The sequence below is a fragment of the Vibrio algivorus genome (genome assembly GCF_030161215.1).
In the GTDB taxonomy this organism is placed as follows: domain Bacteria; phylum Pseudomonadota; class Gammaproteobacteria; order Enterobacterales; family Vibrionaceae; genus Vibrio; species Vibrio algivorus.
In genome coordinates, this window is the sequence record NZ_BSPV01000008.1 from 151,767 (window position 1) to 168,036 (window position 16,270).

16 protein-coding genes are annotated in these 16,270 nt (G+C 40.0%); 8 read left to right on the forward strand and 8 right to left on the reverse strand.

The window, feature by feature from the left end:
* Positions 1-48 precede the first annotated feature (48 nt).
* From QQJ93_RS11995 to puuE, 3 genes are all read right to left on the reverse strand, one after another.
* A complete protein-coding gene (locus tag QQJ93_RS11995) occupies positions 49-582 on the reverse strand; it encodes an ureidoglycolate lyase (protein ID WP_089123720.1) in 534 nt (177 codons plus the stop codon).
* Positions 583-731: 149 nt separating this feature from the next.
* Complete coding sequence (uraD, locus tag QQJ93_RS12000) at positions 732-1,247, reverse strand: 2-oxo-4-hydroxy-4-carboxy-5-ureidoimidazoline decarboxylase (RefSeq protein ID WP_089123721.1); 516 nt, start codon at positions 1,245-1,247, stop codon at positions 732-734.
* 33 nt (positions 1,248-1,280) lie between these two features.
* Positions 1,281-2,201, reverse strand: a complete 921-nt coding sequence (gene puuE / locus QQJ93_RS12005; RefSeq protein WP_089123722.1) for an allantoinase PuuE — start codon at positions 2,199-2,201, stop codon at positions 1,281-1,283.
* Positions 2,202-2,746: 545 nt separating this feature from the next.
* On the opposite strand from puuE, the gene uraH reads away from it, so the two are divergent.
* Positions 2,747-3,100: a hydroxyisourate hydrolase gene (gene uraH, locus QQJ93_RS12010; protein ID WP_027695732.1), complete on the forward strand. Its 354-nt coding sequence runs from the start codon at positions 2,747-2,749 to the stop codon at positions 3,098-3,100.
* A gap of 128 nt (positions 3,101-3,228) precedes the next feature.
* A complete protein-coding gene (locus tag QQJ93_RS12015; RefSeq protein WP_089123723.1) occupies positions 3,229-4,587 on the forward strand; it encodes an NCS2 family permease in 1,359 nt (452 codons plus the stop codon).
* 210 nt (positions 4,588-4,797) lie between these two features.
* Here the strand turns inward: QQJ93_RS12015 and QQJ93_RS12020 are convergent, their stop codons facing one another.
* Positions 4,798-4,929: a hypothetical protein gene (locus QQJ93_RS12020; RefSeq protein ID WP_284186096.1), complete on the reverse strand. Its 132-nt coding sequence runs from the start codon at positions 4,927-4,929 to the stop codon at positions 4,798-4,800.
* Positions 4,930-5,061: 132 nt separating this feature from the next.
* Here QQJ93_RS12020 and QQJ93_RS12025 point away from each other — a divergent pair, with 132 nt between their 5' ends.
* From QQJ93_RS12025 to artM, 6 genes are all read left to right on the forward strand, one after another.
* A complete protein-coding gene (locus QQJ93_RS12025) occupies positions 5,062-5,937 on the forward strand; it encodes a LysR family transcriptional regulator (protein ID WP_089123724.1) in 876 nt (291 codons plus the stop codon).
* 482 nt (positions 5,938-6,419) lie between these two features.
* On the forward strand, positions 6,420-6,611 hold the full coding sequence (locus QQJ93_RS12030) for a hypothetical protein (protein ID WP_089123725.1): 192 nt from the start codon (positions 6,420-6,422) through the stop codon (positions 6,609-6,611).
* 382 nt (positions 6,612-6,993) lie between these two features.
* Positions 6,994-7,722 (forward strand): arginine ABC transporter ATP-binding protein ArtP, encoded by a 729-nt coding sequence (gene artP, locus QQJ93_RS12035; protein WP_089123726.1) that lies wholly within the window; start codon positions 6,994-6,996, stop codon positions 7,720-7,722.
* 60 nt (positions 7,723-7,782) lie between these two features.
* On the forward strand, positions 7,783-8,517 hold the full coding sequence (locus QQJ93_RS12040) for an arginine ABC transporter substrate-binding protein (RefSeq protein ID WP_089123727.1): 735 nt from the start codon (positions 7,783-7,785) through the stop codon (positions 8,515-8,517).
* Between the two features lie 34 nt (positions 8,518-8,551).
* Positions 8,552-9,268, forward strand: a complete 717-nt coding sequence (gene artQ / locus QQJ93_RS12045; RefSeq protein WP_089123728.1) for an arginine ABC transporter permease ArtQ — start codon at positions 8,552-8,554, stop codon at positions 9,266-9,268.
* Complete coding sequence (gene artM / locus QQJ93_RS12050) at positions 9,265-9,939, forward strand: arginine ABC transporter permease ArtM (RefSeq protein ID WP_089123729.1); 675 nt, start codon at positions 9,265-9,267, stop codon at positions 9,937-9,939. Before artQ ends, artM begins: the two co-directional genes overlap by 4 nt.
* 182 nt (positions 9,940-10,121) lie before the next feature.
* On the opposite strand, the gene QQJ93_RS12055 is transcribed toward artM, so the two are convergent.
* From QQJ93_RS12055 to secD, 4 genes are all read right to left on the reverse strand, one after another.
* Positions 10,122-11,207, reverse strand: a complete 1,086-nt coding sequence (locus QQJ93_RS12055; protein WP_089123730.1) for an FAD-binding oxidoreductase — start codon at positions 11,205-11,207, stop codon at positions 10,122-10,124.
* A 97-nt stretch (positions 11,208-11,304) separates the two neighbouring features.
* Positions 11,305-12,975 (reverse strand): hydroxylamine reductase, encoded by a 1,671-nt coding sequence (gene hcp / locus QQJ93_RS12060; RefSeq protein WP_089123731.1) that lies wholly within the window; start codon positions 12,973-12,975, stop codon positions 11,305-11,307.
* Between the two features lie 431 nt (positions 12,976-13,406).
* Positions 13,407-14,315, reverse strand: a complete 909-nt coding sequence (gene secF / locus QQJ93_RS12065; RefSeq protein WP_284186097.1) for a protein translocase subunit SecF — start codon at positions 14,313-14,315, stop codon at positions 13,407-13,409.
* Between the two features lie 2 nt (positions 14,316-14,317).
* Complete coding sequence (gene secD, locus QQJ93_RS12070; RefSeq protein WP_089123732.1) at positions 14,318-16,186, reverse strand: protein translocase subunit SecD; 1,869 nt, start codon at positions 16,184-16,186, stop codon at positions 14,318-14,320.
* Between the last annotated feature and the right edge of the window lie 84 nt (positions 16,187-16,270).

A 16,270-nucleotide genomic window follows, 5' to 3' on the forward strand; every position in this document is an offset into this window, starting at 1 on the left:
CTTCAATAGACGGCTAAATAATCAACAACCTATTTGCGATAAATTTGTTTAATTCACACTCGGTAAATTATCCAATGACAAAATAATTTCTGTTGATTGTTCAAAGTACACTTCATCACAGTTATTGCCTTCACCAGCACGATCAATAATTAAGAATTGATCATCTGGTTGCAATGCAAGCACTGGATGGTGCCAAACCCCTTTGTGATAATTGACACCTTGACGACCATTGCTTAAAAATGCTCTCAACGCTTGTGGCTGCAAATCTTCTCCTTTCTCAGCCACCACAATTAAATATGGGTGACCAAGAAGTGGAATAAATGCTTGAGAGCCCAAAGGATGACGTTCCATCATTTGGATATTCAATGGGTACGTTAAAGGGGTTGCCTGAAAAATACTGATGATGGGTTCACCACCGTTATCTGCCACATCCACGTCTGCCATACGGTGATAGCGTCTTGTTGAGCCATTGTTGATCATAAAGTAATCGCTGACTTCTTTATCAATCACATCGCCAAAAGGTTTAAATGCCTCTTTGGTTAATGGTTCAACTTTAAGTGAAATTGCGGTGTCTACAGTCATGATATCCCTTCCGTTCTTTTATGCTCTATTGAGCCCTATTGTATTAACCTCAATACTATTCAATACCGCTAAATAGCGTTGAGTATGGGCACAGACAGTCCTCATTCCCTTTTATGATTTACATGTCTTCCGCTTTATATATTTGTTTGTTACATGTCTTGAAGCCGAAACGAAGCGATCTTATTGATCTGTGCAATCGCAGTTGCAAATTCCGTTTCTTTATCGTTGTTAATTCTCTCAGCAAATGATGCCAAGATTTGGTGACGGTTCGCCCCTTTTACCGCCATGATAAAAGGGAACTCAAAACGAGCTTTGTATCGCTCATTAAAATCGGTAAATTGTTCAAACTCTTCTGGCGTACATTGGCTAATACCCGCCCCAGCTTGCTCTGAAGTCGATGCTGCGGTTAACTCACCATTTACTGCAGCTTTGCCAGCTAAATCTGGGTGAGCATTAATAAGGTCAAGCTGCTCTTGAGGATTGGCATCTAGCATAGTTTGAGACATTGCTGTATGCAGCTTTTCAATCTGATCAAAAGAAGAATCCAGACCTTTATCAAAAGTACGCTCAGCAACCCAAGGACTGTGTTCATAAATATCAGCAAAGGTTTCGACAAATTCTGCTTTGGTCATTTGGCTTGGTTGGCAAGTTTTAAATAGAGTCACGGTTCCTTCCTTATATAATTTTATGAATACCAATTACTTAACAAGATCAGGGTGTGGATGACATTCATGCCAGTGTTTAGCGATATCTAAACGGCGGCACACCCACACCTTGTCATGCTGTTGCACATATTCCATAAAGCGTTTTAAGCCTTGAATACGACCTGGACGACCAATCAAACGACAATGCAGACCAACAGACATCATTTTTGGAGTTTCTGCACCTTCTTCATACAAGGTATCAAAGGCATCTTTTAAATATTGAAAGAATTGCTCACCAGTGTGAAAACCTTGATTAGTCGCAAAACGCATGTCATTCACATCAAGCGTATAAGGGATCACCAGTTGAGGTTTCGGGCCTTCGGTATGCCAATATGGAAGGTCATCATCATAGGCATCCGAGTCATATAAGAAACCACCTTCTTCGGCCACCAGCTTACGAGTATTTACGCCATTACGGCCAGTGTACCAACCATACGGACGTTCACCTGTGATTTCCTTAATCACATTGATCGCTTTTTGCATGTGTTCACGCTCGGTATCAATGTCAATCTTGTGGTAATCCAACCAACGGTAACCATGGCTGCAAATTTCATGCCCAGCATTTACCATTTCTTTAATGACTTCAGGATGACGCTCGGCTGCCATACCGACAACAAAAGCGGTCAGTGGGTAGTTAAATTGCTCAAACAACTTCAGAATACGCCAAACACCTGCTCGACTACCGTACTCATAAATAGATTCCATACTAATATGACGAGCATTAGGGAAAGGCTGTGCACCAATGATTTCAGAAAGAAACGCTTCTGATTCATCATCACCATGTAAGGTACAGCGTTCACCACCTTCTTCGTAGTTCAACACAAATGAAACCGCTACTCGAGCCTCGTTCGGCCACTGAGCATCAGGCAAATCTTTTCCATACCCGATTAAATTGCGTGGATACTCACTACCCATGAACTTCTCCTTTTAGTGTCATCCTTGAATACTTTATTCTTCGTACTTAAAGTTGCAGCTTTCATTCGCTCCACTGCCACTCTAATTACTTTAGGTATCATTAATCTGAATTAAATTCGTACACATTAAAAGTATACAACCTAAACCAGAAAACAGCCCTGAACATTTGTTTTATTGATTGTATACAATTATTAAAACATGGCAAATATTTTTATTCACAACATGTTAACCTGCGCACTATTTTAAGCCCAAAACAAAATTAAACTGACTTTTAAGTCAAGAATATTAAACTTTTTTTTACTAGATGATGAAAACCTACAGATTAAAAAATTTATATTTAAAATCATTAAATTATAAATATATTATGAAGTTCTCATTCACCTCAACACATGATCTAGTGCCAATTTTTTAAGCTCTCACCTTTACGGAACACAATGTTGTGTACATAATCAACTTCAAGTGATCACATTTTTATAACAAAATATTTTTCACTCACTCAGCATTAACTAACCATTTATTTTAACAATCAAGAAGCAGAGCTAATTATGGGAAAACTGACAACACATGTTTTGGATACGGCAAATGGATTGCCGGGCTGCGATATTCAGGTCGAACTCTTTCGCATCACTGAACAAGGGGCACAAAAAATCAAAACCGTCGCCACCAACTTTGATGGAAGAACCGATTCACCTTTATTAGAAGGTGCCGATTTTGAAGTGGGTAAATACGAGCTTATTTTCCACACCGCAAGCTACTTTAAGCAAAAAGGGGTAACGCTGGATGAAGTGCCATTTCTGGATGATATTTCAATCCGCTTTGGTATCAACGATCAAGACAGCCACTACCATGTGCCGCTACTTTGCTCCCCTTACAGTTTCTCAACCTATCGCGGTAGCTAATTTTCGCTGCCAACATACATTCAACATAGTGCCAGTTAGCTGTCGGCACTCGTTTAACTTGGGTAATTTATAACTTTCGCATGGAGAGCAGGATGTCCTCCAAGGCCCCCTCTACAAGGAAAAGTACAGTGGAAAATTCAAACAGCGAAACCTTAACCACAAATCAGAGCGAGCAATCCAACCAAAACTCAGGGCTACTCGAACGTTGGTTTAAACTCAAAGAACATGGCACGACCGTTAAGTCTGAAATCATTGGAGGCTTAACCACCTTTGCCACCATGGCCTACATCATATTTGTTAATCCATCGATTATGGCGACTTCTGGTATGGATGCAGGCGCGCTATTTGTGGCAACTTGTATCGGGGCAGCAATTGGCACCCTATTAATGGCATTTTATGCTAATTGGCCTGTAGGTCTGGCACCAGGTATGGGGTTGAATGCATTTTTTGCTTTTACCGTCGTTGGTGAAATGGGTTATAGCTGGCAAGTCGCACTAGGCGCAGTATTCATTTCAAGTGTGCTATTTGTTGCCATGAGTTACAGCAGCTTGCGCGAATGGATTATTGATAGTATTCCGCACAGTTTACGCTACTCAATGACCGCTGGTGTCGGACTATTCCTTGGTCTGATTGGCTTAAAAACTGCAGGTATTGTAGTCGAAAGCCCTGCAACACTAGTCTCGCTTGGCGACTTCACTCAACCTAGCGCAGTATTAGCGGCACTATGCTTTTTAATCATCAGTGTACTGAGCGAGCGTAAGATATTCGGCGCGGTATTAATTGGTATTTTCAGCGTCACCATGATTGGTTTTTTCATGGGTATCGTCGAGTACAATGGTATTTTTGATACCCCACCTAGCCTAGCACCAACCTTTATGGCTATGGATATTTCAGGTGCATTAGAAATTTCAATGATCAGCGTTATTTTGGCTTTCTTATTCGTTAACATGTTCGATACTGCTGGTACTCTAATGGGCGTAGCGCAACGTGCCAACCTGATGAATAAAAACACAGGGAAAATTAAAGATCTACGTAAAGCTTTAAAAGCAGACAGTGTGGCGAGCGTTGCTGGCGCTTGTGTAGGTTGTCCACCCGTGACCAGTTATGTAGAAAGTGCAGCAGGCGTTGAAGCTGGTGCTCGAACCGGTCTTTCCTCTGTAGTGGTTGGCTTATTGTTTATTGCGGCAATCTTTGTATCACCACTGGCCGGCATGATCCCAGGTTACGCTACTGCGGGCGCATTAATTTATGTCGCGTTTGTAATGATGAGCAGCATGCAACACATTAAGTGGAACGACTTCACCGACGCTGCCCCTGCTGCCATCACAGCATTAATGATGCCACTAACCTTCTCGATTGCTAATGGTATTGCGCTAGGCTTTATTACCTACACAGTATTAAAAGTCGCAACCGGAAAACAAAAAGATGTCTCAATTTGTATGTACGCATTAACGGCAGTCTTTGTGGCTAAATTGATTTTTATGTAAAAAGCCATACATTATTGAAACCAATTAAAGCCAGTAGTGTGGATTCCATACTACTGGCTTTTTTTATTGTTCCAAGTTGGTTTCTAACCCAATAAATCACTATCAATAGGAAAGTTTTTTTATAATTTCAAACTCCTATCCATGAAGAAATTAGCGTTCCCATGATGCAACCAAAATATATAGAAATTTAAAAGTAAGATAAGATTAATTTTAAAAACCATCGACACCTAAATCTTTTTGTAAGTGCTCTGGAATTTTAGAAACATCAATTTCCGAACCTCCTTTATTTAAAACAGGGAATTCAAAACATAATTTACAAAATATTGAATAGATTAATTTCATACCAACCACCTTTAAAATTAATTAGCTAGTTATCATTGATTATTATTAAACTTTAGAATAAGTTTAATGCCATTAATTCTTGTCACCAATGTGTTTCTACTAAACACATTGTTACCGTGAAGGAACAATTAAATGATTGATTCATATATTGAATTACTAACTTTTTCATTAGTATGTAAAACGCTATCGATCACAGAAGCGGCAAAGGAGCTAAACAAATCCAAAGCTCATGTGAGCCGTCAACTATCTAATCTAGAAAAGAGAATAGGCACGACGTTGTTTTACCGAACCACTCGGAGTCTTACATTAACTGAGAATGGATTGGCACTTAAAGATGATGCTCTTTCATTATTAAATATGTCAAAAAACCTAGACTATAAAGCCTATACAGTCTCTCAAGAAATATCAGGACGGTTTTGTATTACTATCCCAACATCGATTGCCACATCGATATTCCCACTAATCATTTTAAATTTAAAACAGCAGTTTCCTAAAATAACATTTGAAATCATTGTTAGTAATAATGTAGAACCATTGTTAGATAAAAAAATTGATATGGGGATAAGGCTTGGTATTACCAGTGATGAATTAATCGCACATAAAGTAGGTGAGTATCAAACTATTTTGGTTTCATCTAACAAGAGCGATGAGAATAAAGAAAACAAAGATTTAACTCTCATCATTGATTCTTTTTCATCTAAAGGCAGGCTTTATATAAGTAGTATAAATAAAGAAATCAACATCAATGAATTTAAAGACGTTATTTTTGTCAATGAAACCGCTACTCAGCTGTCTTTAATTCAAAATGGGCTAGGAGTTGGGTTGGTTCCTTCATTTGTACTTTCTGGTATCGGGCAGTCTAATTTATTTCGAATTCGCTCGGAGTATTGCAGCAAGCCTATCGAAGCTTATATTACTTATCCATATCAAACGCCATTACCAGAAAAACTAGCAGCTGTATCCGCTTTCCTAAGAGAGGAACTACATCGATACATGAATAACAAATAAATAACCTCAGCTGCGGATAACTAGAAGTCACTCAATACAGCACTTTAGACGTCTAACTTCGTTAAAATCAACGCAATAGGCCAGCTATTGACTTATGATTTTGCCTTGTTATCCATCCCAAATTGCAGCATTGAGAGAAAGTCATCAATCCTAGATACCTGACAGATATTTTTATCACTTTTATATCAGTGAGTTAGGTTAATTATTGTGACACTCTTATCCGAAGCTGAGGTTAAATACCAGTATGAGACGAGTGATGTCTTTCTCGAATACAACGTAAAATATCGTTTTTGTTGGCATGCTCTACCAAAAATGATTATTGCTACACTGGTGGTAGCTGAATCCTAACCAAAATCCAACCTACTTCAAACAATTTACTTATGATCTCACCCACCCACCAAAAAATTGATCCAAATCAAATTTGACCAACAAAAGCTGACGTAAGTTAACAACATGTTAATCACTTCATAAGAGGGAAGTATATGAAGCTAAAGCAATGTGAAAGGTGTTACACAGACGTATGCTTAGATGGAAAATGGTTTCATCACGATCACTTAACCACCAAAGCCTACATGCTAAAAGGTGGACTAAATCACGAAGTTGAGTTAGCCAAAATGCCGACAACAGAAGATGAACTAATCGAACTCATCAATCATTCTACTCGATTGAACTAACACCGATTCATTATGATGTTATACCCACATAACTTGAAGATGCAGAGTTCACTTGGGCATCGTTAAAAATGCTGATACAACTAAGCCAACTTAGGTATATCTAGTTGGCTTTTTTTTGTTTGCTTTAACCTTGTTGGCTTCTCTACTACCACATAATTGATAACTCACTCACCAATTTGAAATGCCATGCGAGACGCCTTATTCATAATAATATACATTAACTTTCTATTAACACATTCAAGTAAGAAATAAATCACGTGCTACAGGTTAGATATTAATCAGATAATTATTCCTATTGAGTGATTCAAAATACATTTTTCTTGCATAAAACCACACAATCATTAGTATATTTACCTAGTGACAATTAATGCAGATTGGAAGCATGACTATTCAAATTAACGCTATTGATAAGTTTTATGGCTCAAACCAAGTTTTACACAATGTAAGCTTTGAGTGTAAAGCCGGTGACACCTTAGTTTTATTGGGCCCAAGCGGAGCTGGAAAAAGCTCATTACTACGTGTTTTAAACCTATTAGAGATGCCGGATAAAGGTACGCTTTCTATTGCGAATGAATCGTTTGATTTTTCTACTCAAATTTCAGAAAAACAAGGTATGGCACTACGTAAAAAAGTCGGCATGGTCTTTCAACAATACAATCTATGGCCTCACATGAGCGTGTTAGATAATTTGATTGAAGCGCCAATTAAAGTTGCCGGCATGAATAAAGCTGAAGCAAAGAAAGAAGCGATAGAGATCTTAACCAAGCTTCAACTTGCCGATAAAGCGGATGCTTGGCCGCTGCAATTATCAGGTGGTCAACAACAACGTGTAGCCATTGCTCGTGCATTAATGATGAAACCTGACGTGTTGCTTTTTGATGAACCAACGGCTGCGCTTGATCCTGAAATCACTTCACAAGTCGTCGATATTATTAAAGAATTAAGCAAAACTGGCATCACGCAAATTATCGTGACTCATGAAGTCGATTTTGCAAAAAAAGTTGCCAGTCATTTATTATATTTAGAAAAAGGCTACGTGGTTGAACACGGTGATAAGAGCCACTTCACCAACCCACAATCTCAAGCGTTTGCTGATTATTTAAAACATTAAAACCTAATAATAAAAACATTCAACTAGTTAAAAAATCACAGATATAAATGGAGTTATACAATGAAAAAAATTCTACTTGCTAGCTTAATTGGTTTTGCTTCAACTCACGCAATCGCTCAAGACGAAATCAAATTTGCCACTGAAGCCACTTACGCCCCGTTTGAATACATGGATGACAACAACCAAATTCAAGGTTTTGATATCGATCTTGCTAAAGCATTATGTGCAGAAATTGAAGCCAAGTGTACTTTCCAAAACCAAGCGTTTGACAGCTTAATTCCAGCACTTAAATTTAAACGTTATGATGCAGCAATTTCAGCTATGGATATTACCGAAGCGCGTCTAAAGCAAGTGAGCTTTACTAATGCTTATTATGATAACGCGGCAGCTTTTGTTTCCGTGAAAGGTAAAATTGCAGACCAAGCAGGGTTAGAAGGTAAACGTGTTGGTGTTCAAAATGGTTCAACCCACCAAAGTTACCTAGTTGATCAAATGCCAGGTGTAACCGCAGTGCCTTACGCAAGCTACCAAGATGCATTTATTGATATGCAAAATGGCCGTATTGATAGCGTATTTGGTGATACCGCAGTTGTAGCAGAATGGTTTAAAAAAGAAGCTGACCTAGCTTACGTTGGTGAACCAGTTACTAACAAACAATACTTCGGTAATGGCTTCGGTATTGCGGTAAACAAAGACAATCAAGAGTTGGTAGACCAACTGAATGCAGCACTAGAAAAAGTGAAGCAAAATGGTGAATACAAAGCGATTTTTGATAAGTACTTTGCTAGCAAGTAATAAACAATCTTGAAGACTAAAGAATAGTGAATAAATGATGTTCTCAGGTTACTCTTTGGCGTTAATTGACGCTAGCTGGCTGACCATTCAGCTAGCCTTTACCAGCCTTGCTGTTGGCTTGGTGCTTTCTATGATCTTTGCAGGTGGCGAGATGTCACGCTTAAAATTGATCTCTTGGCCAACCACGGCTTTGGTAACGGTAATTCGAGGGTTACCTGAGCTTCTTGTTGTTTTGTTCATTTTCTTTGGTTCAGGACAAATTTTATTCTATATCACTGGCGAATATATCGAGATCAGCCCCTTTCTTTCAGGGGTGATCGCGTTATCGCTTATCTTTGCATCCTATGCTGCTCAAACCTTACGTGGCGCACTTAAAGCCGTCCCCAAAGGACAAGCAGAAGCAGCTACCGCTTTAGGTTTATCAAAACCACGCGCTTTTATTCGTATTGTTCTACCACAAGCGGTGCGTCATGCCCTACCCGGTTTAACCAACCAATGGCTAGTGTTATTAAAAGATACTGCGTTAGTTTCTCTGATTGGCGTAACGGATTTATTAAAGCAAGCCCAACTAACTTCTGCAGCCACACACCAAAGTTTTACTTGGTATGCAACGGCAGCTGCAATTTATCTCGTGATCACATTAATCACTCAACGTGTTATTGCCATTCTCAATAAAAAATATCAATTACAAGATGCTAATATGGGTTCAAGCAAACCTAAGAAGAAACAGCCACTAGGAGCACAATCATGAACGAACAACATGTTTGGCAACTACTTGATGGCCTACAAACTAGCATCGAATTAACTGCCGTCGCTTTATTAGTCGGTTGTACGTTGTCACTATTGATGACCATGACGTTAATTGTACGTCTACCAGTGATTCATTGGTTCAGCCGAGCTTTGATTACCTTGTTTACCGGCACGCCTTTATTAGTACAAATATTTCTTATTTACTACGGCCCCGGTCAATTTGAGTGGATTCGTGATAGCTTTTTGTGGAACTGGCTAAGCCAACCTTGGTTTTGCGCCATGTTAGCGTTAGCACTAAACACCGCAGCTTATAGCACCCAACTATTTAAAGGTGCATTTGATGCCATTCCATCTGGCCAATGGCAAGCCTGTCGCGCATTAGGTATGAACACTAAAACCACACTAGGTGTACTACTACCGTATGCCATTCGCCGTGCTATTCCAGCTTATTCCAATGAAGTGATTTTAGTATTTAAAGGTACATCGCTAGCCAGTACTATCACCATTATGGATTTAATGGGTTATGCTCAACGCATTAACGCTCAAACCTACGATACATTGACGGTATTTGGTATTGCTGGCGCATTCTACTTAATCGTCAATGGCACCTTGTCGCTGATATTCCGCAAAGTAGAACAAAAAGTACTGGCATTTGAATCACAAAGTCATTAGGGCCTGCTGACCCTAATATAATGCGAGTTTCAGCAAGATTAAAACAAGCCTTTACACTGCGTCAGATTCGTTTGAAAGGTGATTACATTCCTGTACGAATCTTTCTTGTTTAAAGGCTTGGATGATAGCTCTGAATTCTGCATCTTGAAGTTACTTGGGTATAGATTTCACTGAATAGAAAACTAATTCAACGCGACTTCAACATCCGACTCTACTTGGCACGAACATGCTAAAACAAAGCCATTATCAATTTCATCGTCAGTTAATGTAGCGGTACTAGTGCGAGTAAACGCACCTTTTACTACACGGCACTTACATGAACCACAAATACCACTACGGCATGCTGCAATCACGGGTACTTTGGCCGCTTCTAGAGCATCAATCAATGCGCTACCAATTTTCGCTTCGGCTTGAGCGCCAAACGCTGGTACAAATACGGTAGCATTACTGATCGCTTGGGCTTTATCAGCATCACTACCCAATGTTACTTCAAGATTCAGCGCAACTTCCGGCTGTTCTGATTCGGCTGGTGTGAAGCTTTCTTGATAGAAGTTATCCATATTCATGCCTAGCTCAGATAAGTTTTCTTGCATCGCCGCCATAAAGCCAATCGGGCCACATAAAAATGCGCTACGCTCTGCGATATCCGGGCAGAACTGTTTTAAAGCCGCTTGGGTTAGACGCCCTTCTAAATATTCAGAACCTTGTGCATTTTCTAACATCACATCAAAATGAAAACGTTTATGTGAGGCTGCCATTTCAAGCAATTCTTGATGGTAGATCACTTGTTCAAGTTCAGTTGCAGCATGAATAAAGTGAATATCCGTTGTGTCTGTTTTATCCGATAGCAAAGTTTTTGCCATCGACATAACCGGTGTGATCCCGCAACCTGCACTCAACAATACAATACGTTTGCCATGTGGTTGCTCTATATGAAACTCTCCGGCAGGTTTTAACACTGAAACCGTTTGACCTTCTTGTAAAGAATCAACGATATAGTTGGAAACTTTGCCATCAACAACCCGTTTGATGGTCAATTGTAATTCGCTTTGATTCGGCATTGAACTTAATGAATAGGCGCGGTATTCCGTCTTACCCTCTACCTCAATACCAAGCGTGATAAATTGACCGGGAATGAAATCAAATGTCGTTTCTGAATCCTGATTTTCTGCCACTAAGGTGACGCTAACGCAATTTGGCGTTTCCTGCCATTTACGTTGGCAAATAAAGGTCGCGGGTTGATTGTCTGGCCATTCAAATTGGTTCATTTAATTCGGTCTCTCATAAACTTTACAAATATAAACGTCATTTCGAGCAATCATGGTTGGCACCCGAAATGACGTCAATTACATAGCGCTAAAACAATTACGCGACTTTCTCGCCCAAGATTGTTTTCATATCCGCTTCAACCGTTGAGATTCCACGTAGATCAAACTTCTCTTGCATGACCGCCATTAGGTTATCGGTCAAGAACGCCGGTTTAGTTGGACCGGTGTAAATACCCTTAATACCTAGCGCAAGAAGAGTTAATAGAACCACAATCGCTTTTTGTTCGAACCAAGAAAGCACTAAAGTAAGCGGCAGATCATTCACACCACAATCAAACTCTTTCGCCAATGCAAGCGCTAATTGAATTGCTGAGTATGAGTCATTACATTGACCAACATCTAATAGACGAGGGATGCCGTTGATTTCACCGTGTTGTTCTTTATTAAAACGGAACTTACCACAAGCCAGAGTGAGAATTAGGCTGTCATCTGGCGTTTGTTTAGTGAATTCATTAAAGTAATTACGTTCTACTTTGTCACCATCACAACCACCCACTAAGAAGAAGTGACTGATGTTGCCTTGCTTCACTTGATCGATAACTGCAGGTGCCGCTTCCATCAAGGCATTACGACCAAAACCAACCGTGATCATGTGTTCAATTTCATCATGCTTGAAACCTTCTTGCGCTAATGCACATTCAATGACTTCAGAGAAATCATCACCCACAATGTGAGTCACATTTGGCCAGCCTACAATGCTACGTGTAAAGATACGGTCGTTGTATTGACCGACTTCTGGGTTTAATAGGCAGTTAGACGTCATTACGATTGCGCCAGGGAAGTTAGCAAATTCTTTTTGCTGGTTCTGCCAAGCACTGCCGTAGTTACCCACTAGGTGCGGATACTTGTTTAATTCTGGGTAACCGTGCGCTGGCAACATTTCACCATTAGTGTAAACGTTGATGCCTTTGCCTTCAGTTTGTTGCAAGATTTTTTCTAGATCATGTAAGTCATGGCCAGACACTAAGATACATTTGCCTTTTACGGGTTTAACGTTCACTTGAGTTGGTGCTGGGTGACCAAAGGTTTCTGTTTCACCACGGTCTAAAATTTCCATGATTTTGTAGTTCATCAAACCAATTTGCATAGAGCAATCAAGTAGTGCTTGAAGATCTTGAGGCTCAGAGCCTAACCAAGCCATGATTTGATGATATTCAGCAAAAATTGCTTCATCTGTTTGACCAAGTACGCGTGCATGCTCCATATAAGCTGCCGCGCCTTTTAGACCATATAGAGATAATAAACGTAATCCCATTACATCTGGATCAACCGTTTCATGACCGCGGTTTACTGCTGCAAGAGGCGCGTATTTTAATAATTCTTCACGCTCAGTTGGTAATGCAAATTGAGCCGCTGGCGTTAACTCAGGTAGTGCTTCATTGGCTAAAGTTGCCGCCGCACGTACTTTTTCTTCTAGACGTAATTTGTATGCATAAGCTTGATTTGAAAATTCAACGATACGGTCTGCATCGAAGTTCACATTGGTCAAGGTAGAGAAGAAAGCTTGAGGTGCCCACTCATCGACCTCTGTATCCACAATATTAAACTTGCGACCAAGATCCGCCCAGAAAGACACACCTTGCAATACATAGACTAAGATATCTTGCAGGTCAGATACCTCGCTGGTTTTACCACACATACCTTGAGTGTAAGAACAGCCATCTCCAACCGGTGTACGGATCGTTTGCTCACATTGAATACAAAACATAATTTAAAGCTCCAGTAATGATTAACATCATCGCCCCTATCATTTGGGACTAATAATAAATTCATTCCTGTATTGCACTTTGCATGCCAACTTTTAAAGTATTGATATATAAGTATTTAACAAAAATTTAACCATGACTCATGTTGTTATAATCACAACAGCCTGATGTAATTATAACAACAAAATTCAACTAGAGAGAATACAAGCCAAATAAGCCCTCTTACTGCACGTAAAATGAACATGCAATAAAAGAGCGATGGTTCATACCCAAGTGACTCAAGGTGCAGAATTCAGAGCTATCCTCCAAACCTTTAGGCAAAGAAGATTGACGAAGGAATGTAAACACCTTTCAAACCAATCTGACGTGGCCTTGCTTAAAGCTTGTTTTATTCTTGCTGAAACTCGCACCTTAAAGTTACTTGGGTATATATTTATGGCGTATCGGGTACTGCAATCACTTGATAATGTTCAGCTTTTAATCCCAACACTTCTGGTAGAGAAGTACCCACTGAAATAGATGACCAAGTTCCGGTCATAATTCCAATAAACATTGCGATGGAGAAACCTTCAAGCGGTGTACCACCGAGTAACCATAAGGCTGAAACAGTCAATAACGTTGTCCCTGAGGTAATCATGGTACGATTAAATGTTGCTGCTATTGCTTGATTATTAATATCAGCCGTGGCGACTTTCGGTTTCATTCTCAACAACTCACGGATACGGTCAGCAATGATGATGGAGTCATTCAACGAATAACCTAAGATAGCCAGAATAGCCGCTAAGACGGTTAAATTAAATTCCATCTGGCTTAACGCAAAAAAACCCAGTACAAACACCACATCATGCAATAATGCCACCAGCGATCCTAGCGCTAAGCGCCATTCAAATCGCACACTTAAATACACCATGATACACAACAAACAGACCAGCAAAGCCAAACTACCTTGCTCTGCCAAATCTTGACCAACTTGCGGACCAACTATACTGGTATTCAACACTTTGGTATCTGCATGCAAAGGTGCGAGTAGTGTTTCAATTGATGATACATTCTGCTGAGAGTTATCAGGAATACTGTAACGAATAATCCAACGCCCTTGCCCTTCACCAGAAACCACACTGACTTTTTGACCTAATCCGGCTTCTAATAATGGACTCAATTCACTGCTGGTGATCTGTGGGTTCAATTGAACTTCACTCACTACGCCACCAGTAAAATCTAACCCCCAGTTAAAGCCTCTTGTGGTAATGAAAAACAACGCAACACACATTAATAAAATCGAAATTACGCTAGTACCATAGCGCCATTTATTGGCATTTTTCATATTGATTAATTTGCTCATGATTAAATACTCACATTACGGCGGGTGTCTTTACCCCAAAACCAATTGATCATTGCGCGAGATGCAAAAATACCCGTAAACATACTAGTCAGTAGTCCGAGCCCTAGCGTTAAAGCAAAACCTTGTATAGGTCCATTACCGATGCAATACAACACGATAGCGGTGATCATGGTGGTAAAGTTCGCATCGAAAATTGTACTAGTAGCACTACTAAATCCATCATTTATCGACTTGGCCAAACTATTACCATCTTTTAATTTGTCACGGATCCGCTCAAAGATAAGCACGTTGGTATCTACCGCCATACCAACAGTAAGTACTAACCCTGCAATGCCGGGTAAGGTCAATACTGCGCCGGGAATCAAAGCCAGCAAGCCAAATAACATCACCATATTGGCTAATAATGCGATGTTCGCAATCCAACCTAATCGGCGATACCAAACTGCCATAAACAGCAATGTCATCCCTAAACCTAGAGCTAAGGCAGAAAAACCGTTGGTAATATTTTCAGCCCCAAGTGTTGGCCCAATCGTGCGCTCTTCTACTATGGTTACAGGCGCAGTCAATGAACCCGCTCGGAGCAGTAATGCTAAGCTTTGTGCATCTTGCATTGAACCTGCTCCAGTAATGCGGAAGTTAGACCCAAGTGCCGATTGAATGGTCGCAATACTAATGATTTTATTGGTTTGTACGACCTCACCTTTTTCGTTACGTGAATATTCGCTATACGCTGTTGCCATTGGCTTACCAATATGACGACCGGAGAAATCGGCCATCATTTTTCCACCTTGGTTGTCCAAGCTAATGTTTACTTCTGGCATCCCCATTTCACCGAAATTAGCCCGCGCATCAACAATATGTTCACCCGTTAATACTGGTGATGACTTAACGCGAACCAATTGATCATTTTGATCTGGCAAGGTTTTTCCGCCCTCAGATGGATTACTCAGTACTTCATAAAACGCCAAGCTTGCCGTTGCACCAATAACATTTTTAGCTTGAGCAGGATCTTGTACACCAGGTAATTCAATACGAATATGTTGCTCACCTTGCCTTTGTATTGATGCTTCCGTAATGCCTAATTCTTCAATTCGGCTACGCATAATCTGCAAATTTTGTTGAACCGTTAGATTACGTAACGCGACACTTTCAGCTTCCAAACGAGTTAAAGTAATCTGATTATCCTTACTGGTAACTTTCCAGTTCACGTATTGCCCATGAATAAAGTCACGTAGCTGTGATACTTGTTTCGCACTAGCAAGTGTCACAGTCAATCCATCCTGTGAAATATCACTAAATTTTGCTCGACGTAATTGGTTATCCATCAAGAAGTGACTAATCCCTTGCTGCATTTCATCTATTTGATTTTGGTAGACTGAATTCATGTCCACATCAAGCAGGAACTGCACCCCACCACGTAAATCTAACCCTAGTGAAATCGGTTTAAAACCAAGGCTAGTTAACCATTGAGGCGCATTAGCCACCGAAGCTAAAGCAACTTGAATACCATTGCCTTTTCCCTGTTGGCCTACCATCTCAAGTAATGCTTTTTTGGCCTGTGCCATTTGCTCTGGATCTGACAAGATGATCCAAGTTGTCGTTTTATCTTGCTTGATTTCTTTTAAATCAATCCCTTGTTTAGTAAGCGTTTTCTGTATATTCAATGGTTCAAATTGGACGTTATTTACCTGATTAGTTTTATTGTTCAACTCACTGCCTTGATTAATCTGCAACGCAGGAGATTCACCAAACCAAGAAGGTAAGGCACTTAATAGCATGATCGAAATGGTGACAACCAGCACCGCATATTGCCAATAAGAGTATTGGTTTAAGGTGCGTCGAACAGAGGCACGGGGTTTATGTACATTCATTTTATTTACCTGAATAGCTCATCAACACTCAATTTGAAACATCGAGCGTTTATGATTCAGCGACAAGCTCTAGTTCTTCTACGC